The organism is Microbacterium sp. 77mftsu3.1 (assembly GCF_900100525.1).
Taxonomy (GTDB): domain Bacteria; phylum Actinomycetota; class Actinomycetes; order Actinomycetales; family Microbacteriaceae; genus Microbacterium; species Microbacterium aquilitoris.
Window position 1 is genome coordinate 150,708 of sequence record NZ_FNCR01000006.1, and the last position, 22,168, is coordinate 172,875.

The following is a 22,168-nucleotide window of genomic DNA, read 5'->3' on the forward strand; positions in this document are numbered from 1 at the left end:
CTTCTTCATGCCCTCACTTCAGCGCCGAGCCGCGCACATGAGAGGCATGACGACGATCATCTTCGACGAAGCCCAGCACCCCCGCGAAGCCGCAGGCCGGTTCACCGACAAGGCGCACACCGCCCCCGAGGCGGCCCTTCTCGCCCCCACCGGCACGCTCACCGAGGCGATCAACGACGCCTACCCGATCCCGCAGGCCAACAGCCTCGAGAAGGTCTCCGCAACCGTCTCCGCCGTCGCCGCCGACGTGACCACGCCGCGCTCGGTCGCCCTCGCCCTCGGCGTCGATGACCGTCAGGGCGCCTACTACCTCGGCGCCGCGGGCTACCTCGGCCTCGTCGAGCACGACACGGACTTCGAAGGTGCCGCAGCGTGGCGCCTGACCGCTCTGGGAGAGCACATGACCCGCCTGGAAGACCACGAACGCGCCGCGCTCCTCGCAGAGCTCGCCGAGTCCACCCCCGCTGTCGCCGGCTACCGCGAGAACGGTGAAGAGGGAGCCGCCGACGCGATCTCCGAGGTCGCCGAACTCGGAGACGAGACCATCGGCCGGCGCGCCGCCACCGCCGCGTCCTGGGCGAAGACCATCGACGCTCAGTCCTACGTCGCCGACGAGTCCCGCGTCACCGCCGAAGCGCGGGAGAACTTCGCCCTGGCCGCGGCCGCCGCGCGCGACGAGCGTGCCGTGATCGCGGCCCGTGCACCGAAGGTCGCTGAGGTCTGCCAGAACTGCTTCACCGAGATCCCCGCCTCCGGCACCTGCGGCTCGTTCACCTGCGTCTGACACCATGAGGCGCGTGGACCGCGCATGGACGTCGATATGAACATCAACGACGTTCCTGCGCTTGCCCGCGCCCTCATGGACCAGCACCTCCCCGCAGGGCACCGGTGGACGTTCGCGCTCGACAGCGCGAAAAGCCGCCTCGGAGCCTGCCAGTACACCAAACGCAAGATCACCGTCTCGCGTCATTTCGCCGCGCACGCCACGGAAGCGGAGGTGCGTGACACGGTGCTTCACGAGATCGCACACGTGCTCACTCCCAGCGACAAGCACGGTCTGCGCTGGAAGGCGGTCGCTACTCGCCTCGGCGCAACGCCGAAGGCGTGCGGAACGAACCCGTACCTCGCCAGCGAGGAAGTCGTCGCACCCAAGCTCGCCCAGGTGGAGGGCCAGGAGTACGTGCGCGTCGCACACCGTTCCATGCCTGACCGCTACCGCATCCTGCGAGAGAATGCGAAGACCTACACCCTCATCGCTGACGACGGGCTGACCCGTGGAGCCTCGAAAGCGCTCGTCTACCCTGACGGCGGGAAGCGCCCCACCCGCGGCGAGGTGCAAGCCGCAATGCGGCAGGAAGCACTCGAAGAGGTCAAGGGCAAGCCCATCGTCCGGGTCACTGTCCCCGGATACGAGAGCAAGCGGTACGCGCTCACGAAACCGGCGAAGGGCCGAAACCGAGCGCAACTGGTGAACCTGGACACGGGGCGCGGTCTCCGGGTCACGGCGCAGCAGTACCGCCTCGAGACCGGAGCCGAGCGCCTGAGCGGGCTGCTGCCCTCGCGCTGACTCTGCGGGGCGCCCGCGTACATGGGTGTCATGACCACGATCGCCCCTGCATTCCGCGAACACGACGTCCAGCGTGACGTCGCCGGCAAGTTCACCGGCAAGGACCAGTCCGCCCCCGAGCTCACCCTCGACGAGGCAGGTGGGTCCGACTTCGACATGGCCACATTCATGCAGGAGCCGCCGACGGTTGCTGAACCGTTCACGGTCCACCAGCCCGTCATCTACACGGACATCGACGGCACCGACATCTACGCCACCGTCACCGGGTTCAGCTCGGACGGGTGGCCGGAGATCGACGAGCGAGCCGAAGGCACCATCAACGAGCACACCGGCGACACCCGCGTGGTCGACCCCCGCTACCTCCGCGCCGACGAGACCCTCCCCACCGGGGCGACTCGTCTGCAGCGTCAGGGTCTGGCCGCAGTGGACACCCTCGCGGAGAGCATCAGCTCGGCCAGCGACGAGGAGATCGCCGGCATCGACGCCTTCAAAGACTCGCTGCGAGTCCGCGACATGCTCAAGGTAGGTGGACGCTCCGACTGGGACGCTGAGCGCACCCGCATCGCGACCGCCCTTGACCGCGCCGTCGACCATCTCACCAAGAACGACATCCTCTCCGACAACGCCGCCTTCGCGATCGAGTTCGAGGACTCCAAGCCCGCAGGCGGCGAGAAGGTGCAGGCCGCATCCGCACGACTCGGAATCGACGGCCTGGCCCTCGCCTCCGTGGCTGCACGCGCACAGCTCCTCACCGCCTACGACGGGTGGAGCGTCGCCGAGGAAGAGGACGTCGAGCTCGCGAAGGCGAACCTCGAGGCCGGCCGTGACCTCGGCCGCCGGATGGCTGCATCCGCAAACGCGCACGACGCCATCGACGCAGAGGTGGAAGCCGTCGGTCTGGACGAATGTGACCGCGTCTTCGGCGGGCACGTCCGCAAGCTCGCCAAGACGAAGGCCGCCGCCTACGCCAAGGCGGAGGCCGCGATCGACGTCGCGTTCACCGCTCTGGCGGACGGCCCGAACAGGTACTCCTACATCGGCATCCTCAACGCCGACCAGCGCGCCTGGGCCATCGCCAACAGCAGCCAGGACGAGGACGCGACCCTCGTGCGCGTCGCCGGTCAAGCCGCCATTCTCCGCCACTTCCAGCCGGAGACCGGCATCACCGACGCCGAGCTGGACACCGTCACCGCCGTCTACCAGGGCGCGATCAAGGCGTGGGCGAAGGAGCAGAAGTGAGCATGCCCCAGGCCCGCGACGGTCTGGGGCAGTTCGCCTCCACCTCGCACAGCGCACCCACCGTAACGCTTGAGCGCAGCCCCGAAGCGGATGCACTCCACGCCACCCTCGTCGACTTCCTCGAGGGGTCCCTCCCCGGGTTCGGATTCGACGTGGACGACGTGGATCCCGCTGTCACCCAGCTCGTCGGATCCCTCCTCTCCTCCCACGCCGGTTGACCATGGCCGCTCCCAATGCCGAGACCCCGGGCTTCACGGTCACCTTCACCTCACCCATCGCAGTTCAGCACGCCCGCCAGTTCGCGCAGATCGAGCACGAGGACGACAGCGAAGACATGATGGCCCCACGCCGCGCATAGGTCTCCCACGCCAGAGGAGAGCCCATGCTCGGCGTCATCGCCAACCTGCCCCCTGCCGCACGAGAACAGCGCTTGCAGGAGCTCTCTGACGCGCTCGGCGACGCCGTCGAACCCACGTTCACCCTCCACATGGATGCCGCGCTCGACGCGGTCGCAGCCCGTCTCCGCATCGCCCGATCCGAGGTGAAGCGGGGCCTGAATCACGGACTCGCCCGGGGTGCACTGAACCTCGACCACCGCGACCATCTCAGCGCGGTGCCCCGCGCATGCGACGCGCATAGAGGTTGAGTTGCTATGACGAACGGGAGGCTCAGATGAGCGTGTTGAAGGCCGCTGGCGTGAACGGGCAAGTCAGTTTTGATGGGCGGACCGTCCTCATCACCCGGGAGGGGTTTCTGGCGCGTGTCACTCACGGGCGTTCGGAGAAGGCGATTCCGGTAGGGGCAATTGGCGCGCTTCAGTTCACCCCACCGTCGCTGCTGGTGAACGGGTTCATCCAGTTCTCGATCTCGGGCGAGACGTCGAAGAAGTCAATCGGTGGCTCGAAGCATCAAGAAGCAGCGAAGGACGAGAACGCTGTCATCTTCACCAAGAAGAGCTACCTCGACTTCGCGGCGGTACGAGACGCCGTGCGCGAGGCTCAACAGCGCGGCCCCGAGGTGTACACAAGCGTCACCGACCAGCTCGAGAAGCTGGCCAATCTGCGAGACCGTGGGGCGCTAACGCCGGAGGAGTTCGCGAAGAAGAAGTCCGAACTGCTCGGTCGCATCTGACGATGGGTGCTTCGCGCTCACTCATCGCAGGGCCGGACCTATCGAAGGTGCAGCCCGCGAGACGTGCGGCGCATACGGCCCTTCCACGCCTCAATTGCGGACTCGCCCGGGGTGCACTGAACCTCGACCACCGCGACCATCTCAGCGCCACGCCCCGTACATGATGAACATGACCGACCAGACCTTCGACACCGCAGCGCACCCCCGCACAGCCGCCACCGGACGCTTCACCGACGCCCCCAAGACGACCCCCGAGGTTGCCCTCACAGCGCCAATGAGCCTTCAGGACCAGGCGCTCGCCGACGTCGAGGCAGTCACCGGCGGACGGGAGGCGCTCGAGCGCGCGATCGGCGCCGGCCGGTTCGGCTGGATCGAGCTCACCGAAGCACGCAACCACGTCTGGGAGGGCGCCGGCGGACCCGCCGCGGGGCTCATGAAGCTCGAGCCACACCTCATCTCCCAGCACAAGCACCTCGACGCGGACACCGTCGAGCGGATCCTCGAAGTCACTTACTACCGCGCACAGAGCGGTCGCTACACCCGCCCGTCGTTCTACTCCGACATCGAGTACACCGCCGTCGATGCGGACGAGCTCCGTGTCGGCGACTACCTGGCGGAAGCACGCGGCTCCTACGTCACCGCACGGTGGAACGACGGGGAGCCCGTCGGGCCCGAAGCCGAGATCACCGACGACGTCGCACGCCTGTTCGCCGAGGACGCCCTGGCTAGCCTCCCTGACACGACGACCATCGTGGACTTCCCCCGCCTGGCGGAGTTCGCCGTCCAGCCGTACTCCGGTGACGCTGGCACCAGCGACGAGAAGGTCGCCGCGCTCCACGCCGAGCTCTCGACGATCCGGAACGCTCACGACTACCTGTACCCCCGCCAGCATGTCCGCCTGGACATGCTCGCCACCTACGCCCTCCACGCACTTCCCGGTCAGGACTGACCGACCCACCCTGAACCCCGCCGGCATGGCGCCGGCGGGGTTCTCTCACCCCCGAAACGAGGAACCACCATGAGCGAGACCACCATCATCGAGACCGACTCCGCCACCATCACCGTCACCGTCGAGCCCCACGAGGACGCCGATGTCTCCATCGAGACCGAGCAGGCCGCGGAGGCCGCTGCCCCCAAGCCGGTCGCCCTGCCCGCCGTCGAGGAGATGACTCTCTGGCAGAAGCCGTCGTGCTCGCAGTGCATCGGCGCGAAGCTCGGCCTCAAGGCCAAGGGCGTCACCCCCGTGTTCAAGGAGCTGCTCGCCGACGAGAACGCCGACAACCTGCAGCTGTTCAAGAATGCGGGCCTGGCCTCCGCACCCATCCTGCAGTTCCCCGCCGTCACGTTCGGCGACGAGGTGCTGTTCACGGCGACCACCGTCGCCGGCAACCGCGCCGACGTCATCGAGCAGTACGGCGCCGCCCTCAAGGCACTCGCCGCGCGCGAGGCGGAGGCCGTGCCGCTGGCCGCCTGAGACGGAGACCACGAGGGGCGGGTGCAGAAGGGTGCACCCGCCCCTCGTCGCGTTCGCGCATAGGGCTCCCGGGCACAGCGCCCTCATGAACACCACACTCTCGGAGCACCTCGTGAAAGACCCCCGCACCACGCTCGAAGACATCGACGCGATCAACGAGCACGCCCTCTTCGTGGAAGGGCAGACCGTCGTCATCGAAGACGAGCTCGGGCGCCGCCACGACGCGATCGTCACCGGTTCAGCCGACGGCGACGAGCCTGTCGTTACCGTCCTCCTGACCTGCCGCGGCGCCTTCGACACTGTCGAGGTCCCCGAGTCCCGCATCCTCGCGCGCTTCCCCGGGGTGGACTGACCATGACCGACAATCTCACCCGCTGGGCCATTGGCCTCGGAGTCGGGGCTCTCGCGGGTGCGACCATGATGGTCGGGCATCTGATACTCACCAGCGACATCCAGGCCCAGAGCGCTCGCAGTGCGACCTCACGCCTGGCTATCGATCACAGCCAGCTCGACGCGACGATCGAGTTCGACAGCTACGACCGCGAGAAGTACGCCGACTACGCGCAGCTCATCTCCGCCGCGAACCTCGACCAGGAGATCTGGTGCGGCGGGTACGAAAACCGCGCTCACGGCTGCACCATCGACGCCGTCATCCCGAACGCCTTCTTCCTGACCTCGGCCACGACGCAGCTGCTCAGCGGCAACTACACCCTCACCACCGGCAAGTACCGGACCGAGTACCTCGACATCCTCAAGCAGGCGGCGACCATCACCGTCGAAACGGACGCCGGCCCGCAGAACGCCACCTACCAGGGCGGGGGAGAGTTCACTCTCACCCTCGTGGACAAGGCCGCCGCATCGGCAGAAGCCGAGTCATGGCGCACGCAACTCGCACGCGTTCCGAACGGTGCCGTCTGGCTCGCCGCCGGCGGGGTCGCCACGGTGGTCGCCGTCCTGTTCGCAGGGCTGTTCCGGCCACGCGAGGAAGAGGTCGAACTCGTCGAACCTGCCGAGTTCTTCGCCTCGCTCTAGTCCGGCAGAACGCCGCCAGCGCGGCGTACACGCTCGGTGAGAGCGTCGTAGTGCTCGGTGGTCAGGTGAGGACGCGCGAGGATGGACAAGGCCGCGTGCTGGGCCGCGAGCGGTGCGCGCTCACTCGCGCGCATCGCGTAGACGTACCGCTCCATCGGCAGCTGCCCCGACACGTACAGCGTCGCCAGGGCGTCCAGTGCCTCCCGCTCGCCACGGCCGGTGGGCGCGTCCAGGTCATCCTTCCGGTACCTGCTGAGCCCACGCACGGAGATGAGGAGCCTGGCGACGTTCGCCTCAGCGGCGATGTTCACCTCGCGCGCCGCGGCATCCTCCGGCAGATGCTCCACCTCATCAGCGGTGGCCATCACCCGGCTGCCGTCGGGCGCGCGCAGGGTCAGTGACCCGGCCCCGACCTCGATGATGCGGTGACTCGGGATCCCGTTGTACGAGACCAGCGACCCGAGCACACTGTCGGTGGCCGGGGGAGCGAGGGTGACCTCGGGAGCGTGGTTCGTGCTCTCCGCGAACCGGCCCACCCGGTCGCGGGCCTGAGTGTCGATGGTCATGCTTCCGGGGTCGCCTGGTACTTCGCGTACGCCGCTTCCTTGAGCTCGCGCGCCATCCGGAGGATGTCGTACTGCTCGCGGGTCGGTCGCCATGCGGCGTCCACCGCGCGCTCGGCCTTGTCGAACTTCGCGCTGGCGACCTGGTACTCCTCGAAGGCGAGGTCACGCTCGGTGCGGGTGTCCGGAGCCTCGTACGCGTCGAAAGTCCCCTTCGAGACCTTCACGAGCTGGTTCGTGTTCGCGTCGACGAGGTAGAAGCTCCGAGCACCTGAGGTGGGGTCGACACGGACCTCCTTGCCCGTGATGATGCCCTGTTCGATCTGCTGGCGAAGCGTCAGCACGCGGCTGTCGTCCAGTCGCCACAGCTTGTCGAGGTCGGCCTGCACCTTCTTTGCCGCGGCCGCGGTCAGACCCTCGGTGGAGGGGACGGCGGTGACGCCGGGGATGACGGGGACGACCTCCGGTTCCGGGCGCGGCTCCGGGGTGACACCCTCGGGGATGCGGTATCGGGAGCCTGCGCCTGCTTCGAGCTCGGCTTCTGCCTTCGCGACATCCGACTGAGCCTTCGTGAGGACGAACTTGTCCTCGTCGCCCGTCGACTCGCGACGTGCGGTCACCTCGACGAGGTCGGGGCTTGTGCTGACGATCCGGTGGGAGACCACGACATACTCGTCGGCGTTGTCGTCGCGCCAGGTCTGCTCGTCCTTCGTGCGGCTCTCACCCGCCTCGAGCTTCCGACCGTTCACGCGCTCCCACTGGGCGGGGTAGCGGTCGCGAAGAGCCTGGTCGAGGTACGTCAGACGCTCCCCGCGGGGAGTGCCTGCGTCCTGCGGACGATTGAACAGCGCGTCGTGGTGGTAGAAATCGACGATGGCGCGGTCGTCGTCCTCGTCGTACCAGCCAGAGGCGTTCCGGTACGCGGGCGGGATGGCAGCGTTGCGCTCCTTGGAGAGCTTGTAGCCGCCGTGCCCGGCGGTGGGGACGAACACGATGCCGTCGGCTTCGCGAGAAGCGTGCTGCGCCGGACCCCACGGGGTGCGGGCGCCGTACGGGACGTCCACGGTGCCCCACTTGGACACCAGCCACTCGTCGCCGGTACGGCGCGGTTCGCTCCGGCCGAGGTCCTCGGGCCACTGGGTTCCGGTGAGGGCGAGCTCAGGGGCGGAGTGCTCGTGCTCACCGAACTCCCCATCCGTGTGGCGGGCACTCTCGCGGCGAGCTTCGGCGGCAGCATTGATCTTGGTCATGGTGTTCATGTGCGCGGCGCGCCCCGTACATGGGATGCATGACGACACCCCGAGGCGAGGACGCCACCGCCCGACGTGAAGAGGCACGCGAGAAGACCACCGGCCGCTTCGGCGACCAGACCCACTCCGACCCCGAAATGACACTCCAAGCCGCCCCAGAGGAGCCGTACAACCCGGTCTACTCGATGCCGAAGTCGATGCTCCCTGAGGCCATCAAGCGCATCGTGCGTGCGAACCGGCGGCTCGAGCGCGCGGGTGTCGAAGACCGGTTCACCTACGAGACCGAGGACTACATCCACCGGGAAGAGGGTGACCCCGTCGGTGTCGCCGCTGTCCGCCTCACCCTGAACGCTCCGACCCTGAAAGTGCAGGGGTGGAAGTTCGCGGCCGCGCACGAAATGACCGCTGACGGGCACATCCTGAACTTCGGCCCCGCGAAGATCGACGAGATGCGCTGCGACCACTGCGGCCACACCCGCCGGCGCGGGAAGGTGTTCACCGTCGTCAACGAGGACGGTGAGGAGAAGGTGGTCGGCAGCAACTGCCTGGTCGCCTTCCTCGGCATCCGCCCCGAAGGGCTCTGGTCGATGACGTTCGACCTCGACGATGACCGGGAAGAGGCCGAGGAGCGGGACCGCTTCGCACAGGCGACCGGGGACATCGTCATCCCCGCCCGTGAGCTCGTCGGCGCCGCGCTCGCCGCCAGCCGGGACGGGGAAGAGTTCGTCCCGAAGTCGAAGGCCACCACGGAAGAACCGTCCACCGCGCAGAAGGTGCTGGTCGAACTTCGCCGCTACCTCGCCCTCGGTGAGGAACCGGAGCGTCGGGAGATGGCAGGGAAGATCCTCGCCTGGGTCAACGAACAGCCCGAGGGTGACAGTCCCTACATCGACAACCTTCGCACCGTCCTCGCCGGCCAGGATCGCCAGGTCGGCACCCGTCACTTCGGCATCGGCGTCTCCGCCGTCTCCGCGTACCGCAATGCTCTCCGCTGGAAAGCAGAGCAGGACGCCGCCAAGAGCGAAGCGGATGAGCTCTACAACCCGGGACACATCGGGGCCGTGAAGGAACGGTTCCGCGGCCGGCCGATGACCGTCACCGTCTGCGAGGTCAGCCACACCGGGGAGCACGGTCCGAGCACCCGCGTAGTGTTCCGCGACGACGAGACCGGCAACCAGGTCATCTGGTGGGCATCCGGCGATCGCAGCAACCTCACCGACAGCCAGGTAGGGCAGAAGGTCACCGTCACCGCCACCGTCAAGGAGCACGACCAGTTCAACGGCACGGACCAGACCGCCGTCAGTCGAGCAGTCCTCACCGTCGTTGAGGACGGGATCTAAGACGATGACCGTGCGCGTTGTCAACATGGTCACGATCCATAGGGACACCGCGCATGTAGGTGGAGCAGACGGAACCCGAACCGCTATGCAAGCCCCCACCGCCCAACAGGGCGGGTCCACCCCGAAGGCCCCCAAGCCTGCATAGCCGAGCCCCGGCGCCCACCTGAAAGAACAGCTGTTGTGAACACCTTGCACCCCCATGCACCCGCCCCCGCCTGGATCCACCCCGTCGAGGTCCTGCGCCAGTACCGCGACACCCACGGCCGTCTGCCGCGGATGACCGGGCAGGACACCACGGAAGAGCGCACCGCGGGGAACATCCTCCACGGGTTCCGGCGCCTGGCGACCGCGGGCCTTCGCGGCAAGACGATGGACGCCGAGCTCCGCTCGCACCTGGACGAGCAGGTCCCCGGATGGCTGGACGACGGCAAGCGCGAGCGCCCCATGACCGGATCGCGCGAGTTCAAGGACCGGGCAGCCAAGCTCGGCCGCTTCAGCGCGAAGCACAAGCGCTGGCCGTCAGCTCGCTCCCTCGACCTCGACGAGCGTTCGCTGGCACGCTTCCTCGACAACTGCCGTCAGGCCTCGCAGGGCAAGGGCACCCTGGTGTGGAGCGAGCAGCGCAACAACCGCATGAACAGCAGCGCCCCCTCCTGGAACGAGGCCGCATCGCAACGCCGCGCACTCGCAGCGGTCACCCCCGCGAAGGCCGACGCCCTCACCATCAACGACTGAACGCACGACGAAGCCCCCGCAGACCAGGTCTGCGGGGGCTTCGTCGTTCTCAGGCCGCGACGGGGGCACCCCGGCGGGCGCGAAGCCAGCCGAGTGCGGTGTCCTCGTCGGAGAGCTTCACCCCGAACGCGGACAGCGGTTTCATGTACGTCTGCCGGGTCGCCTCGGCGTAGCCGGGAAACTGCGACCGCTTGTACTTCAGGAGGCGGGGGTCCAGGACCGCGGCCATCCCACGGTCCGCGGCTGCGCGGATGAGCCGGCCGACGGCCTGCGCCTCGAGGAGTGCGGCATCACCGGCGTAGACGAAACGCTCCGCGTTGAACTTGTCGACGCCGCGGGAGATCATGTCCTCCGCGCGGGCGTCGTCCTGCGCGTTGCTGGGGGAACGGGGGATGCGGTCGAGGATGACCAAGCTGTTCGTGTTCCCCGGCGCGTCCAGTCCCGTCATCAGCGAGCGCGTTCCGACCAGGACGGAGGACGGGTCCGCCTTCCAGTCGTCCACCGTGCTGGTGGCGGTGGGCCCATCCCACTGGGAGAAGATGTGCAGGCCCGGGAACTGACGACGCAGCTGCTCGACGTAGAACTTGCCCGAGCGTGCGGACGCGGCCAGCAGGAGCGCTGAGCCACCGTTGGCTTCGATGAGCCGGCGCGCCATCTCCGCCGCCCACTTCTGGTGCTGAGCGGTGTCGAACTTCCGCCGCCCGCTGTAACCGGGGGTGGTGAGAGCCATCATGTGGGGCACGCCGTTCGGGATGAACAGGCACGACCCGGCGTACGCGTCCTCGAACGGTGAGGCGTACTCGACGACCGCGGTCCGCAGGCCTGCCTGGTGGACGAACCCTTCGGGGAGGGTCGCGGAGACAGCGACGACACCGAGGTTGATGACGTCATCGGCGTCCGGCGCCGTCTCGTCATCGGCGCCAGCGCCCTCATCGGTGAGGCGATCGATGGTGTAGAGGTTGTTCAGGAGCTTCTGCGCGACGTTGACGGGACTCGCGTTCGCAGCCGCCCACGACCGGCGCGACGCGCCCGCGGGAGCCTCGGGCACTTCCACCCACCGTGCGTCACCGGCACGGAACTTCGAGCACGAGGCGATGGCCTCGAGCAGTTCATCGCAGCGCTGCACGGTCCGCTTTCCATCGAGCATGGTGCGCACGTTCGTGGACTCGGCGGCGGGCTTGAGGAGCTTCTGGGCGTCCTTCACCCACGAGGTGAGCATGACTCCGACGACGCCGAGCGGGTCGTCGTCCTTCTCGACCTTCTTCTGCGTCGGGCCCCCGAGGAACTGGCGGAGTTCACGGTCCAGCGCATCGGCGAGGTGCTCACCGGCGGTCTTCCACCGGCCGGCGTTGGCGGCGAGCTTGTCCACCTTGTAGATGAGGCTCATGAGGACGCCGCCGGAGATCACCGACGCGCCCTGCTTTCGGACCTCCGCCGGGAGGGCGTGCGCCTCGTCGATGAGCAGGTGGTCGAAGTGGCCGTAGGTGCGGTTGCCGAGGACGATGTTGATGCCCTTGGCGGCCTGGATGGCCAGGAGCGTGTGGTTCACGATGACGATGTCCGCGGCCGACGCGCGCTCCTTCGCGAGAATCGCCTTCGGCACGTAGTAGTGGTCCTTCTCACCAGCCGCTTCGGCGGACGAGGCGGAGACAAGACGCCACTCGGCCTCGCTCACCTTGATGGGGCAGGAGTGACGGTCGCCGACGAGGTTCTCGTCGTCGTACTGGATGAAGCACCACATGACGAGCTTGCGGAGAGCCTCGAAGTCCGCACCGTCCAGTGCGGCCATGATCTCCGGGGTCGGCTTCGCGCGGAACAAGGCTTCCTGCCAGTCCTTGGTCTTCCGGATGCCGTCGTCGAGCCCGGTGATGAGCGCGGCGGTGGAGGTGAGCTTGCGGGGGTCGATGTAGTTCGAGGTCCCCTTGACGACGGCGAAGGTCACTTCCTCGCCCGTCAGCTGCAGGGTCGCCTCGGCCAGGCGGGGGAAGTCCTTCTCGAAGATCTGCTTCTGCAGGGTCAGGGATTCCGTGCTGATCATCACTCGCTCACCCCAGAGGGCAGCGCGCTCGAACGCCGGAGCGCCCAGGGAGTAGCTCTTGCCGGACCCGGTGGGGGCGACTGCGGCAGCGTGACCGCGCACGTTCATCGCGTTGGAGGCGAGAGCGGTGAGGGCGACCTGACCGGGGCGCGGCTCGGCGCGTTCACCGACGGTGAGGCGAACGGTGGTCTGGAGGATGTCGAGCGCAGTGACAGGCATGCCCTGTCCATGCGCGGTCTGGGCCGGCGCGTGTGACATCAGCGGGTGACCGCGGTGATGGCGGCGGTGGCGGCCACGGATGCGGTGAACGAGGCGTAGGACAGCCACACGATGGTCGTGGCGACCGCGGCGGTGGTGTCGAACCTGTCACGGGGCAGGGAGCGGTCACGTCGAACCCGGCGGCGCAGACTGGCGCTTCGCAACCGTGCGTACTGTTCGGAGTTCAGGCGCTCTGCGCCGCGTGCGGGGGAGCCCTCCGGGTCGAGGTCGATCAGGCGGTGCTCGTCGTACTCGCTGCGAGCGAGCGCGCGGGCGGTAGCGGGACGGAAGACTGCCCACGCGAGCGCGAGCGCAATGAAGGCGAGCGGGACGAACAGGTCCAGCATGCCGAAGACGAACAGGATGGTGCCCGCTACCAGGAGGAAGCCTTGGGCGAGGACGCCGACGAGGCGCAGGAGCAGCAGGCGCGCAGTGGAAGAGGTCATGCTCTTCTATGCGCGGGACGCCTCAGGCCGCCGGCGTGTAGTCCTCGACGAGGTGGGCGATGTCTGCTGCGTGAAGGTTCTGCCGAGTGCCGTTGCCGTGCAGGGCCGTGGCTACGATCGCGGGGCCGTTCGCGCCCTTCCACGCCTCGGAGAACGCGGTCAGCGCCCGACGGCCCCGGCCGGTGAGGTCGGTTCCTTCGGCGACGGCGCGCAGGTCGTCGGTGGTGAGGGCGAAGTCGAATGCACGGGCGATGACGTCGTCGTCATAGTCGTAGAGGAACTCCTCCGCACGGAGGGCTGCCAGCGCCTTCGCGGTGGCGAGGGTCAGGCGCTTAGAGAACAACTCGTAGCAGGGGGCGCAGTAGTGGACGTGTCCATCGATCGCGGGGGTGGGGTCGACGAACCGGCTCTCGGGGATGCCAGTGACAGCAGGCTCCTCCGGGTGGTGGATACACACGACGGGCCAGGAGTCCACACCTTCCTCCAGCAACTTGCCGGTCCTGCGGTCGCGCTCCGCGCGCGGGGCGGTGGGTGAGGTGGCTTCCCGCGCCCAGGGCGATGCGATCTGGAAGCGGGTGACGGCGATGGTGTCCACTTCGTCGTACGCGAAGTAGACGTACTCGACCCACCCCTCCTGCTCGCTCTCGTAGCCTGGGACAGGTCGGGTGCCGCGCCAGAGGTGCTCGACCTCCAGGCCGAAGGTGGGGCCTTCCTCGTAGCCTGCTGTGGCGAGCTCGTCGGCGACGACGTCGGCGAGGAACACCTCGGCATCCTCGAAATCGAGGTGGCCGTGAGCGTCGATGGAGACGAGGGACACCGGGTGGCCTTCCTCGTCCATCTCGTGGGTGGTGCTGTACGCCGGCATCGTCGTGGTCATGACGGCCCTATGCGCGAGCGGTCAGTTCTGGCTGGGGAGCTGCGTCAGGAGAGGCTCGAGGGCGTCGAGCTCGGCGGTGATGTCCTCGGCGATCCGCTTCGCCTCGGCGCTCGCTTCGACATGCTTCTTTGCGGCAGCCTCGTATGTCTTGGTGAGCTCGGGGACAACCTCGATGGTGATGGTCTTGGGCACCTCGGGCAGCTCGAGGACGGGACGCTCGGTCACGGAGACGTCGTCGCCCTTGATGTCGAGGTCCGCGGCCGTGGCGAGGTCGGGGAGCGCTTCGGCGATGCTCGCAGCGAGCTTCTTGTCGGACGTCTTCGAGGCGAAGTCGCGCAGATCCCAATAGACGTTCACTGCGTTCACCCGCGCGTCGGTCTCGGCCTGCCGGTCGGTGAGGTAGTCCTCGTGCGCGGCGCTGAGAGCCTTCTCGGCGACAGCAAGCTTCTCGCCGGCCTGCTCGCGCGCGGTGTCAGCAACGATCCCCGGGGCGCTCAGCGAGCCGCCGACGACGATGGCTCCGATGCCGGCAGCCAGGGCAATCCACGCGCGCTTCGTGAAGCGCTTCTGACGCTGAGGGACAGCGGCGGTGGCGTCGTTCGTGGTCATGGGGCTCCCTCGCATGGCGGGCGAATCTGGGTGGGCCTCAGGTCGGACCCGATGCGCCTATGCGCGACAGGATGAGGGCGGCGCGCGTCAAGGGGGCGGTGTCATAGGTGGCTGCTACGAGGTTTCCGCTACGGTTACTGTCGGAGCACTGGGGACCGAAGCAAACGCGCGACCCCTGTCTGGCTGATGTGGGGATCAGCGAGCGCAGGGTATACCGGAACGCATAGCGGACTCACACTCGAACCCGCGGAGGACATTTTGGTAGCAGTAGTTGCGCACGACGCCATCCGCCTGCCGGCGCACCCGGACGGCGGAGCCTGGATCTGTGGTTGGCTCAAACCCGACGGCGACGTCATCTTCGCCGACTCGCTCAGCGACGTTGTCGGTGTCCTCATCGACGGGTACGACGACCTGGATGACGAGCACCCCGACGACCTGCACCTGCAGGCCCGCATCGACGTTCTCGCACCTCTGGCGGCACAGGCGCAGACGCTCATCCTGGCCGACCTCGCTACTGCAGGGGTGCGACTCTCGGAGGACGAGCTGACCGCAGCGATGCGGAACAAGGAGCTCTACGCGGGAATCTCACGCTGGAACCCCAGCGAGCCTCTCGTACTGATGACCACTGCCTACCAGCCGTACACGGACCAGGAGAAGCCTGAGGGCGCAGTGCTGTGGCTCGACCCGACGAACGAGGCGGCCTTCCTCGGCTCCCTGCAGAAGCTCGGTCAAGGGCACATGTGGGTTCAGTCCTTCTGAGACGTACGACAGTGGGGCCTCGCTTCGGCGGGGCCCTTCGTCGTTTCCGACGCACCCTCCAGGTTGGCCTTGGGCATGTCCAAAGTGAGGTTGGATGGATCCTTTGGGGCTCGCGCCGCCAGGTGTCGTAAGGCTCGCCCCAGCACTCCCCACCTCCCCAGACGGCACCTGCGCTTCACAACACATGTCCACACACGACAAGCCGCTCTACACCGCCCTGACTGCCATCGACGCGCAGATGAACGTCGACATCGTCGGGCAGCGGATGAGCGGCCGATCCACCCTCGCCAAGCGGGTCGCCAGCCATTTCGAGTCCATCGGATGGGTGGTGATGGAGGTCCCCGGACGCCCGATGCTCCGCAACGCCCCACTGGCAGCGGCAGGCCTCGCCGGCCTCGGAGAGACGTCCGCCTTCCGCGTTGCGGAAGAGGTCACCAAGCGCGCCAAGGGCCAGTCGGCCATCATCGTCGTGGACGACTGGGACTACCTCGACCACGAGACATGGGCAGCTCTCGCGCACGTGCATCAGCAGATCGAGGTGCCGCTGCTGACCACCCGAGGGATCGACCGCCGTGCCGCCGGGCCATTCGCGATTCCCGGGCTCCGGATGGCCCGCCCCGTCGACGTCCCCGAGCTCGACGTCCCGGCCCTGCGCGAGCTCATCAAGAGCGTCTTCGCCATCACCCTGGACCCCGCCGCCCTGGTGCACCTCGCCGCTTTGAGTGGCGGGGCGGTGGGCGTTGCCAGCGCCCTCGTCTCCGCCGCCCTCGAAGAGGACCTGCTGGACGTGAGGGGCGATAAGGCCAGCTTGACCGGAGATCTACTGTGGACAAGGTCTGCGTTCACGGCCGTCGAGGCGATCCTCGTGCCTCTCTCAGATTCGGAGCGTCACGCACTCGAAGTCCTCTCCGCCCTCGGGCCGACGAAGGTGACCGACGCGGCAAAGCACGTCCCCCGCGAAGACCTCACCCGGCTCGCAGACCTCGACCTCATCCGTGTCGAACCGGGCTCCTCATCCGTCAGCATCAGGAGCGCCCTGGTGGACGAGTACTTCCGTCATCAGCAGGACACTCTCCGCTTCGCTCTCATGGAGGGCCTCGGAGGCGCACCGCGACCAGCCCCCGGGCCCTCTACGACCTCCGGCGCGGCGACGCTCAGCTCGGCCTACCTCCACTCCGCACGCGCCCTCGACATGGCTCAGCAGGAGTACCAGGAGAGCCCGACGATCGGCACAGCCGCCGACCTCATCGAGACGATGGGGATGACCCTCACCCGCCGCGGCCAGCTCGCAGACCTCTTCGCCGAGTCCTCCGAGCTCGAAGGCTCCGATGAAGACGTCATCCGGTGGGACCAGCTCTACCTCTTCCACGGGCTGTTCGAGTCCGGCGACCCCGAACCCGCACTCGAGCGACTTCACGAGCACAGCATGCGGATCCCCAGCGCCGAAGCGCTCTACGTCGCCGCCGAGACGCTCGTCGGCATCGTCACAGGGAAGACCGCCGACATCGACAAGCTCCCGACGCGACTCGAAGGCGCCATGGAGAACACCGCGGACGTGGTCAACCACGTTCGCTTCTACGGCCTCCTCAGCGCCGGCCGGTTCGCCGAGGCTCGCAGCATGGTCGGCGCGTTCGGAGAAGACGCCCTCGCCTCCATCGACCACTTCGTGATGGTGAGCCTCCTCGAGTGCGCAGAGGGCGATTTCGAGGGCGTCGCCAACCGTGCCTCAACGCGCTTCTTCGCGGCCAGGGACGAGAAACGCTGGGGTGACCTCGCTCCGCTGGCATACCTGTGCGGCTTCGCCAGCTTCATCCTCCGCGGCCACAACGGCGCCCACCAGGTGCTCACCGAGTTCCACCACCTCGGAGCGCCCTGCCACGAGCCGTTCATCTGGCAGGGCGTCGCTAACGGGTGGTCGAGCGTCCACCTGGGCGCAGGCCACAGCATCCCCGCCGAGTTCCAGATCCCCCAGGCGGGCTTGCCCTACGAGTCCCCGCTGCCGGGGATGCACCCCGACTGGCAGCGTGCACTCGACCTAGCGGCAGCGGGGCGGAAGGCAGAGGGCAGCAAGGTCGCTGCGGCGCTCGCCGAGTCCCACTGGGAGAAGGGGTTCCGGTTCTCGTCGCTGTGCGCGTACATGCTGGCTGGCACCTTGCACCCCAACGCGTCCCTCCTCGATGCGCTTCACGAACGCGTCATCCCGTACGGCACCCCGACGATCTCGTGGATCGGGGAGATGGTCGCCCATGTCAGTGCCGGCGACCTCGACGCCGCCGAGACATTCCTCGGCGGCCTGGTGCCCCACGGCAAGCAGGTGGGCGTCGCGTACGCGTGGGAGTGGATGTCGCGCCAGTGGGAGGCTGTGGGGGACACCGCTCGCGCGGAAGGTGCCCTCAAGCGAGGGGAGAACGCGGCGGAGGCGCGGGCGGACATCACTCGGCTCTCCGGCGGCATCCCGAAGTGGACGCCACGCGAGTCTGAGCTCATCCGCTACCTGATCGCCGGGTACACCTACCCGGCCATCGCCCGGCGCCTCAGCCTCTCGCAGCGAACTGTGGAGGGCATCGGGCGCCGGGCGATGAAGAGGGCGGGCGTATCTACGCGCGCCGACCTCTTGCGTGTTGCGGGTGTGGGCTGATCGTCAGGCGATCGCGAGTTCCCGAAGGGGGATGGGCCGTGTTTCCGCGAGCTGACGTGCACGGAGGAGTGCATCGAGCTCCGCAATCGCGTGCGCCTGGCGAACGCGCGCGGCGGCGGCCGTGACGGCCGCTACGGTAGAGGTACGGCCTGTCGCGTTCACTGCGGCCATACGCTGCGAGGCGAAGGCACGGGTGGCCATCACTTTGGCGGTCTCGCGGGCGTAGAGCCGGATCTGGTCCGAGCGGATCTGCTTCTCGCGAACCGCATGGATGACCTGGTGCATCACGTCAACGACGAGCTCCTCGAGGCCGGGGAAATCCGCGCCGACTGCACGCCGGATGACTGCCCGGGCAAGAGAAGATGTGTCGCTCATAGGAACCATTAGACACTTCTAATCTGCCCCTGATCGACCAAAACGGTGGAATAGCGTAGGTCGGCCACCCAAATCGCGTAGGTTTCCCCCGCCTTTTGCGTAGATGGAGCCATCCGTATGCGTAGGCATGGGACTACCTACGCTGAACAGAGAAGAAATCTCTCTAACCTGGCTAGTAATACAGGCGCAACCTCTTCACATTATGTGTCTTAGTTGCTATGTAACTCCTGGCAGTCTGCGTAGTCCATCGCCTGCATGGTGGTCATTTCGTCACCGGCCGCCAACGCATGCAGGTAGGCGAGAACGCGCTGGCGTGGGGTCGGCTGCGGGTACCGAGGGTGCTTCCCGTCGTTCACGGGGTAAATCGCGTACGTCGATGCCCACTCGGACTCGAACCAGTCCCAGACGCCGTTGGCGAGGTGTTCGGCAGCTGTCAGCTCCGGACGGCGCTCACGGACGATCGCCGGGATGATGCTCACATCCAGGTGAGCGCCCTGCTTCTCGGCGTAGGCGTAGAGGTGGCCGAAGAAACAGTTGCGGGAGTCGTCCTCAGAGCGGACCACGTCCACCTGCCAAGCGTCCTCGGGGGTGCCCTCAACCATCTCGATGAGGTCGGAGAGGGTGATGGTGACCCCGTGTCGCTCGAAGACGCTCACGATGCCGCCTCGAGCTCCGTCAGGTGCGCACGGTAGCGCTCAATGGAGCGCTCGGATGCCGCGATGGTGCGACGTGCCTCCTCGATGCGTGCTTCCTCGTCGGCGAGCATCTGACGGTAGTGGTCGGCCTCGGTGAGTTCGGGCTGGTCGGCGCGGACGAAGTAGGAGGTGTAGCTGCCGTGCTGCCGGGTGATGACGGTGACCTTCTCGTCGCCGTACACGTGCACCTGGTGGCTCGGGATCTCGCGGTGCTCGGAGGGGACGAAGACGACCTTGGCCGCTCCGGCTTCCTCATCGGTCAGCTGCGACTCGCGGTCCATCCAGTAGGTGTCCACCAGGAAGTGGCACCCGTACTGCTCGATGATGACGGCCCGGCCGTCACGGCACCAGTCACGCGCGGCGCTGTATTCGAAGATCGTGCCGACCTCGTAGTCGAAGATATCGAAGGCGGTGTAGCTGACCATGGCGGGCTCCTCAAATCGTGGTGTGCCCTCCCCATGCGCGGTGCGAGCGCTGACGTGCGACGTTCAGGCGGCGTCCGGCTCGATCGCGCGGTGGAGGCGGCCGCGGAGCGCGCGGGCTTGCCGCCGGATCTGGACCCCACCGTCGTGATGACCGCGCCACAGGGCGGCGAACGGGTTCTTCACGAGCCTGTCCATGCATGCCCAGGCGGCACGCTGCAGCGAGGGGACGTCGGCGCCGGCGAGATACCTCGCCACGGCCGTGGCCGCGGGCGGCGCGTTGTGGGGGAAGGCGAGCTCGGAGATGACGGTGGCCAGGACGTACTGCTCCTGGCTGAGCTCCAAGTCGTTCGGCTCGTTCGCGTCGAGGAGAGCGAGTGCCTCCGATTCGGAGGGGCCGAACGCGGAGATCTCGCCAAGGTAGTTGAGGCCGACCGGGTTGTCGAAGGGGCCGGGGCCGGTCACGCGGTCACCTCCGCGAGCTGCTGCTCGGCGCGCGCGAGCCGGTCGCGAACCTCGGCGTACGGTCCGCGGTCGGGGAGGGTGTCGACGCCGCGCGGGAGGATCGCCCAGTCCCACGGCTTGTCGGAGTTCCATGAGGTCTCGGAGAACTCGAACTCCCAGTACCCGCCCTTCTCCCACTTGGAGGCGAACATGTACGCGAGTGTGCGGTTGAGCGTGTCGATGACGGACTCGCATCCGCTGAATCCACCTGTGACGAAGGCGACACGCACGTACGGCGTCCGGAAGCGTTCGACGTGCTCGATCTGGCAGCCGGCACCACCGTTCCATAGTGACCGTGCGTACTCGATGAGCTCCCGGGGCGTCCCGTGGAAGGTCAGCAGCCGGTCAAGCTCCGCGTCGGTCGGGAGCCCGTAGGAGGCGGGGTCGTCCTGGGCGGGGTGGCGGGGGCGCTCGGGGTTCAGGTCGCCGCGGAGGATGTCGGTGTAGAGCGTCGCCCATTCGCGATGGTCCGTCGCCATTCCGACGGTCGTCTCGAGCGCCTTGGCGCTTTCGAGTTCGGTGTAGAGGTCGCGCTGGATGATCGCTCGGGCGTTCCGAGACAGGTCGACCCAGGCCGCCCGGACAGCGTCCGCGGTCATGCTGGTGATGTAGGTCGAACGGCCGAGCGCGTAGCGGACGGCGGAGACGAGCATCTGCTCGTCGATGGTGACGGGGTAGCCCACGTCATCTCCAATCAGGCGGTGTGAAGGGTGGCTTCGTGCGTTGCGAGGATGTCGGCGACCTGTGCGGTCACCTCTGTCCAGGGGCGAGGCGGTTGCGCCTGCGACGGGTAGACGACGAGAGAAACGTCGACACGTTCGGCGGTGCCGGGACAGACGATGAGGGAAGCGCGCGCGACGCCGAGTCGTTCAGCGTGCTTCGCATTGCTCCACCAGAAGAACCGGACCTCGACGTCACCTTTGCGGAACGCGTCGAATCCCGGGTCGTCGAAGGGTGTGTACCCCTGGTCTCGCATGAACGCGGTCAACGCGGCGGTCTTCTTCATCGTCATGCCTCCTGGGCGCCCTATGCGCTGGCGAGGTGCTCCATGCCGCGGCGGAGCGCCTTGTCCTCGGCGCTGCCCGCCACCCAGGCGTTCAAGAGGTCGTGCGGGTGGTCGAGGATCCACCGCGCCCGCTCGGGGTGCTCGGCCGCGACCAGCAGCGTCCTCGCGGAGTGGAGCGCGGCGGTGCGGACGGGTGCGGGGTTGTCGCTGGCAGCGGCCACACCGAGGTGGATGTCGACGGTCTGGGCGAGGATGCGGAGGGCGTCCACCGTGCGCTGCGCTGTCATAGCGGCGTACGTGTTCTCACCGAGCTCCTCGGGAGTCATCTTCTCGATGCAACGCGGGCACTTAGGCGGACGTGCCTTCGAGCCCCACACCTCCGGGTAGGTTCCGGATGCGCCGCAGGCGGTATCGAGCCCGCCGATACGGATGAGATGACGGTGACGGTACATCGTTGCGTCGTCGGCGGCGTAGCAGGTGCCCCAGAAGTACCCGGCGGGTGCGTCGGGGGTCAGCGGCGCCGTCACGCCGGCACCGCCTCGGCTAAGGACAGCTGGAGGTTCACGCCGGTGACGATCGCGATGCGGTTCGCCTCGGCGAGGGTGAGGTCCTTGTCGCCGTCGAGCTTCATGCGCAGGTCGTTCACCGGGATGTCCACCATCTCGGCGACGTACTCGTAGCCGAGGTCGTCGGCGGCGCGGTCTAGGGCGGCGAGGAACTCACCGATGGCAGAACGGTTGGCGGCGGCGGTGTCGAGCATGCTCATGGAGGGGTCCCTTCGTCAGACGCCGACGGACGGCGCGATCTCTCCATGCGCGGTGGTGACCGGGACGCGGGTCTCGATGATGGTGCGCGCGATGACGTACGCGTGCATCCACGGCTGGATCTGCGCCTGAGCTTCCTCGGCGGTGTCGAACGTGCCGGCCGGTGCCCACCCCTCGGGGTGGTCGGTCGCGATCGCGAAGGTGCGGGTCGCCTCGAGATAGTCCTGCTCCCAGACGAACTGGGTGATGTCGGCGGCGACGTGCAGGGGGACGTCCTCGTGGGAGATGCGGTCCAGGATGTAGCCGAGCGCGGCGTCCGGGCGGCGATAGCGGCCGAGGATGCGCTCGAGTTCACGGCGGTCCTCGATCGTGCCCTGCGAGGTCGCCATCCACATGGAGACCTCCTCGTGGAGGGGGCTGGTGCTGTTCATGTTCGTGTCCTTCTT

At 67.7% G+C, this 22,168-nt stretch carries 29 protein-coding genes; 13 read left to right on the forward strand and 16 right to left on the reverse strand.

The genetic code is table 11. The features are described from left to right. Positions 1-46: 46 nt before the first annotated feature. From BLR68_RS15555 to BLR68_RS15570, 4 genes are read left to right on the forward strand one after another with little or no spacing between them, the layout of a single operon-like run. Positions 47-784, forward strand: coding sequence for a DUF7226 domain-containing protein (locus BLR68_RS15555; RefSeq protein WP_018185982.1), 738 nt, complete (start codon positions 47-49; stop codon positions 782-784). Between the two features lie 24 nt (positions 785-808). Then, positions 809-1,567, forward strand: coding sequence for a SprT-like domain-containing protein (locus BLR68_RS15560; protein WP_051082771.1), 759 nt, complete (start codon positions 809-811; stop codon positions 1,565-1,567). 30 nt (positions 1,568-1,597) lie between these two features. Then, the gene (locus BLR68_RS15565; protein WP_040570481.1) at positions 1,598-2,806 is read left to right on the forward strand and encodes a hypothetical protein; all 1,209 of its coding nucleotides are present in this window, start codon (positions 1,598-1,600) and stop codon (positions 2,804-2,806) included. After that, positions 2,803-3,024 (forward strand): hypothetical protein, encoded by a 222-nt coding sequence (locus BLR68_RS15570; RefSeq protein WP_018185984.1) that lies wholly within the window; start codon positions 2,803-2,805, stop codon positions 3,022-3,024. Before BLR68_RS15565 ends, BLR68_RS15570 begins: the two co-directional genes overlap by 4 nt. 50 nt (positions 3,025-3,074) lie before the next feature. Here the strand turns inward: BLR68_RS15570 and BLR68_RS18020 are convergent, their stop codons facing one another. Then, on the reverse strand, positions 3,075-3,401 hold the full coding sequence (locus tag BLR68_RS18020) for a hypothetical protein (RefSeq protein WP_176770696.1): 327 nt from the start codon (positions 3,399-3,401) through the stop codon (positions 3,075-3,077). A gap of 77 nt (positions 3,402-3,478) precedes the next feature. Here BLR68_RS18020 and BLR68_RS15580 point away from each other — a divergent pair, with 77 nt between their 5' ends. From BLR68_RS15580 to BLR68_RS15600, 5 genes are all read left to right on the forward strand, one after another. After that, the gene (locus BLR68_RS15580) at positions 3,479-3,937 is read left to right on the forward strand and encodes a DUF4429 domain-containing protein (protein WP_081626420.1); all 459 of its coding nucleotides are present in this window, start codon (positions 3,479-3,481) and stop codon (positions 3,935-3,937) included. A gap of 169 nt (positions 3,938-4,106) precedes the next feature. Beyond that, the gene (locus tag BLR68_RS15585) at positions 4,107-4,886 is read left to right on the forward strand and encodes a hypothetical protein (RefSeq protein WP_040570483.1); all 780 of its coding nucleotides are present in this window, start codon (positions 4,107-4,109) and stop codon (positions 4,884-4,886) included. 69 nt (positions 4,887-4,955) lie between these two features. After that, on the forward strand, positions 4,956-5,411 hold the full coding sequence (locus tag BLR68_RS15590; protein ID WP_018185989.1) for a thioredoxin domain-containing protein: 456 nt from the start codon (positions 4,956-4,958) through the stop codon (positions 5,409-5,411). 85 nt (positions 5,412-5,496) lie between these two features. Then, positions 5,497-5,763: a hypothetical protein gene (locus BLR68_RS15595; RefSeq protein ID WP_026302784.1), complete on the forward strand. Its 267-nt coding sequence runs from the start codon at positions 5,497-5,499 to the stop codon at positions 5,761-5,763. 2 nt (positions 5,764-5,765) lie between these two features. Next, positions 5,766-6,443, forward strand: a complete 678-nt coding sequence (locus BLR68_RS15600; protein ID WP_018185991.1) for a hypothetical protein — start codon at positions 5,766-5,768, stop codon at positions 6,441-6,443. On the opposite strand, the gene BLR68_RS15605 is transcribed toward BLR68_RS15600, so the two are convergent. Both BLR68_RS15605 and BLR68_RS15610 read right to left on the reverse strand, forming a co-directional pair. Further along, positions 6,440-7,009: a hypothetical protein gene (locus tag BLR68_RS15605; protein WP_018185992.1), complete on the reverse strand. Its 570-nt coding sequence runs from the start codon at positions 7,007-7,009 to the stop codon at positions 6,440-6,442. The genes BLR68_RS15600 and BLR68_RS15605 overlap by 4 nt on opposite strands. Continuing rightward, positions 7,006-8,256 carry a DUF7007 domain-containing protein gene (locus BLR68_RS15610; protein ID WP_018185993.1) on the reverse strand — a complete coding sequence of 417 codons (1,251 nt, stop codon included), beginning with the start codon at positions 8,254-8,256 and terminating at the stop codon, positions 7,006-7,008. The genes BLR68_RS15605 and BLR68_RS15610 overlap by 4 nt, the downstream gene beginning before the upstream one ends. Positions 8,257-8,294: 38 nt before the next feature. Here BLR68_RS15610 and BLR68_RS15615 point away from each other — a divergent pair, with 38 nt between their 5' ends. Together BLR68_RS15615 and BLR68_RS15620 are read left to right on the forward strand one after the other, a co-directional pair. Then, positions 8,295-9,596 (forward strand): hypothetical protein, encoded by a 1,302-nt coding sequence (locus tag BLR68_RS15615; protein WP_018185994.1) that lies wholly within the window; start codon positions 8,295-8,297, stop codon positions 9,594-9,596. 180 nt (positions 9,597-9,776) lie between these two features. Next, positions 9,777-10,331: a hypothetical protein gene (locus BLR68_RS15620; RefSeq protein ID WP_018185995.1), complete on the forward strand. Its 555-nt coding sequence runs from the start codon at positions 9,777-9,779 to the stop codon at positions 10,329-10,331. A 49-nt stretch (positions 10,332-10,380) separates the two neighbouring features. On the opposite strand, the gene BLR68_RS15625 is transcribed toward BLR68_RS15620, so the two are convergent. From BLR68_RS15625 to BLR68_RS15640, 4 genes are read right to left on the reverse strand one after another with little or no spacing between them, the layout of a single operon-like run. Next, positions 10,381-12,588, reverse strand: a complete 2,208-nt coding sequence (locus BLR68_RS15625) for an ATP-dependent DNA helicase (protein WP_018185996.1) — start codon at positions 12,586-12,588, stop codon at positions 10,381-10,383. A gap of 38 nt (positions 12,589-12,626) precedes the next feature. Continuing rightward, complete coding sequence (locus BLR68_RS15630) at positions 12,627-13,073, reverse strand: hypothetical protein (RefSeq protein ID WP_018185997.1); 447 nt, start codon at positions 13,071-13,073, stop codon at positions 12,627-12,629. A 22-nt stretch (positions 13,074-13,095) separates the two neighbouring features. After that, on the reverse strand, positions 13,096-13,950 hold the full coding sequence (locus tag BLR68_RS15635) for a hypothetical protein (protein ID WP_018185998.1): 855 nt from the start codon (positions 13,948-13,950) through the stop codon (positions 13,096-13,098). Positions 13,951-13,971: 21 nt separating this feature from the next. After that, complete coding sequence (locus BLR68_RS15640; protein ID WP_018185999.1) at positions 13,972-14,559, reverse strand: hypothetical protein; 588 nt, start codon at positions 14,557-14,559, stop codon at positions 13,972-13,974. 258 nt (positions 14,560-14,817) lie between these two features. On the opposite strand from BLR68_RS15640, the gene BLR68_RS15645 reads away from it, so the two are divergent. Further along, positions 14,818-15,318 carry a hypothetical protein gene (locus BLR68_RS15645; protein ID WP_018186000.1) on the forward strand — a complete coding sequence of 167 codons (501 nt, stop codon included), beginning with the start codon at positions 14,818-14,820 and terminating at the stop codon, positions 15,316-15,318. A gap of 184 nt (positions 15,319-15,502) precedes the next feature. Next, positions 15,503-17,956 carry a helix-turn-helix transcriptional regulator gene (locus BLR68_RS15650; protein WP_018186001.1) on the forward strand — a complete coding sequence of 818 codons (2,454 nt, stop codon included), beginning with the start codon at positions 15,503-15,505 and terminating at the stop codon, positions 17,954-17,956. Between the two features lie 3 nt (positions 17,957-17,959). On the opposite strand, the gene BLR68_RS15655 is transcribed toward BLR68_RS15650, so the two are convergent. From BLR68_RS15655 to BLR68_RS15695, 9 genes are all read right to left on the reverse strand, one after another. Further along, entirely contained in the window at positions 17,960-18,331 is a 372-nt protein-coding gene (locus tag BLR68_RS15655; RefSeq protein ID WP_018186002.1) for a hypothetical protein, read from the reverse strand. Between the two features lie 209 nt (positions 18,332-18,540). After that, positions 18,541-18,987 (reverse strand): hypothetical protein, encoded by a 447-nt coding sequence (locus BLR68_RS15660; protein WP_018186003.1) that lies wholly within the window; start codon positions 18,985-18,987, stop codon positions 18,541-18,543. Next, complete coding sequence (locus BLR68_RS15665) at positions 18,984-19,451, reverse strand: hypothetical protein (protein WP_018186004.1); 468 nt, start codon at positions 19,449-19,451, stop codon at positions 18,984-18,986. The genes BLR68_RS15660 and BLR68_RS15665 overlap by 4 nt, the downstream gene beginning before the upstream one ends. Positions 19,452-19,514: 63 nt before the next feature. After that, a complete protein-coding gene (locus BLR68_RS15670; protein WP_018186005.1) occupies positions 19,515-19,913 on the reverse strand; it encodes a hypothetical protein in 399 nt (132 codons plus the stop codon). Beyond that, the gene (locus BLR68_RS15675) at positions 19,910-20,635 is read right to left on the reverse strand and encodes a hypothetical protein (RefSeq protein ID WP_018186006.1); all 726 of its coding nucleotides are present in this window, start codon (positions 20,633-20,635) and stop codon (positions 19,910-19,912) included. Before BLR68_RS15675 ends, BLR68_RS15670 begins: the two co-directional genes overlap by 4 nt. A gap of 11 nt (positions 20,636-20,646) precedes the next feature. Beyond that, complete coding sequence (locus BLR68_RS15680; RefSeq protein WP_143015799.1) at positions 20,647-20,958, reverse strand: hypothetical protein; 312 nt, start codon at positions 20,956-20,958, stop codon at positions 20,647-20,649. 20 nt (positions 20,959-20,978) lie between these two features. Continuing rightward, the gene (locus BLR68_RS18025; RefSeq protein WP_018186008.1) at positions 20,979-21,485 is read right to left on the reverse strand and encodes a hypothetical protein; all 507 of its coding nucleotides are present in this window, start codon (positions 21,483-21,485) and stop codon (positions 20,979-20,981) included. Next, positions 21,482-21,724 (reverse strand): hypothetical protein, encoded by a 243-nt coding sequence (locus tag BLR68_RS15690; RefSeq protein ID WP_018186009.1) that lies wholly within the window; start codon positions 21,722-21,724, stop codon positions 21,482-21,484. Before BLR68_RS15690 ends, BLR68_RS18025 begins: the two co-directional genes overlap by 4 nt. 15 nt (positions 21,725-21,739) lie before the next feature. Further along, the gene (locus BLR68_RS15695; RefSeq protein ID WP_143015800.1) at positions 21,740-22,153 is read right to left on the reverse strand and encodes a hypothetical protein; all 414 of its coding nucleotides are present in this window, start codon (positions 22,151-22,153) and stop codon (positions 21,740-21,742) included. Between the last annotated feature and the right edge of the window lie 15 nt (positions 22,154-22,168).

Bases quoted from the DNA above. Each gene is read 5' to 3' on its own strand.
- BLR68_RS15605 (WP_018185992.1), bottom strand. From the start codon at position 7,009: ATGACCATCGACACTCAGGCCCGCGACCGGGTGGGCCGGTTCGCGGAG.
- BLR68_RS15600 (WP_018185991.1), top strand. From the start codon at position 5,766: ATGACCGACAATCTCACCCGCTGGGCCATTGGCCTCGGAGTCGGGGCT.
- BLR68_RS15650 (WP_018186001.1), top strand. From the start codon at position 15,503: ATGTCCACACACGACAAGCCGCTCTACACCGCCCTGACTGCCATCGAC.
- BLR68_RS15580 (WP_081626420.1), top strand. From the start codon at position 3,479: ATGAGCGTGTTGAAGGCCGCTGGCGTGAACGGGCAAGTCAGTTTTGAT.
- BLR68_RS15585 (WP_040570483.1), top strand. From the start codon at position 4,107: ATGACCGACCAGACCTTCGACACCGCAGCGCACCCCCGCACAGCCGCC.
- BLR68_RS15590 (WP_018185989.1), top strand. From the start codon at position 4,956: ATGAGCGAGACCACCATCATCGAGACCGACTCCGCCACCATCACCGTC.
- BLR68_RS15690 (WP_018186009.1), bottom strand. From the start codon at position 21,724: ATGAGCATGCTCGACACCGCCGCCGCCAACCGTTCTGCCATCGGTGAG.
- BLR68_RS15560 (WP_051082771.1), top strand. From the start codon at position 809: ATGGACGTCGATATGAACATCAACGACGTTCCTGCGCTTGCCCGCGCC.
- BLR68_RS15610 (WP_018185993.1), bottom strand. From the start codon at position 8,256: ATGACCAAGATCAATGCTGCCGCCGAAGCTCGCCGCGAGAGTGCCCGC.
- BLR68_RS15655 (WP_018186002.1), bottom strand. From the start codon at position 18,331: ATGAGCGACACATCTTCTCTTGCCCGGGCAGTCATCCGGCGTGCAGTC.
- BLR68_RS15615 (WP_018185994.1), top strand. From the start codon at position 8,295: ATGACGACACCCCGAGGCGAGGACGCCACCGCCCGACGTGAAGAGGCA.
- BLR68_RS15595 (WP_026302784.1), top strand. From the start codon at position 5,497: ATGAACACCACACTCTCGGAGCACCTCGTGAAAGACCCCCGCACCACG.
- BLR68_RS15565 (WP_040570481.1), top strand. From the start codon at position 1,598: ATGACCACGATCGCCCCTGCATTCCGCGAACACGACGTCCAGCGTGAC.
- BLR68_RS15630 (WP_018185997.1), bottom strand. From the start codon at position 13,073: ATGACCTCTTCCACTGCGCGCCTGCTGCTCCTGCGCCTCGTCGGCGTC.
- BLR68_RS15695 (WP_143015800.1), bottom strand. From the start codon at position 22,153: ATGAACAGCACCAGCCCCCTCCACGAGGAGGTCTCCATGTGGATGGCG.
- BLR68_RS15635 (WP_018185998.1), bottom strand. From the start codon at position 13,950: ATGACCACGACGATGCCGGCGTACAGCACCACCCACGAGATGGACGAG.
- BLR68_RS15680 (WP_143015799.1), bottom strand. From the start codon at position 20,958: ATGAAGAAGACCGCCGCGTTGACCGCGTTCATGCGAGACCAGGGGTAC.
- BLR68_RS15555 (WP_018185982.1), top strand. From the start codon at position 47: ATGACGACGATCATCTTCGACGAAGCCCAGCACCCCCGCGAAGCCGCA.
- BLR68_RS15665 (WP_018186004.1), bottom strand. From the start codon at position 19,451: ATGGTCAGCTACACCGCCTTCGATATCTTCGACTACGAGGTCGGCACG.
- BLR68_RS15625 (WP_018185996.1), bottom strand. From the start codon at position 12,588: ATGCCTGTCACTGCGCTCGACATCCTCCAGACCACCGTTCGCCTCACC.
- BLR68_RS15640 (WP_018185999.1), bottom strand. From the start codon at position 14,559: ATGACCACGAACGACGCCACCGCCGCTGTCCCTCAGCGTCAGAAGCGC.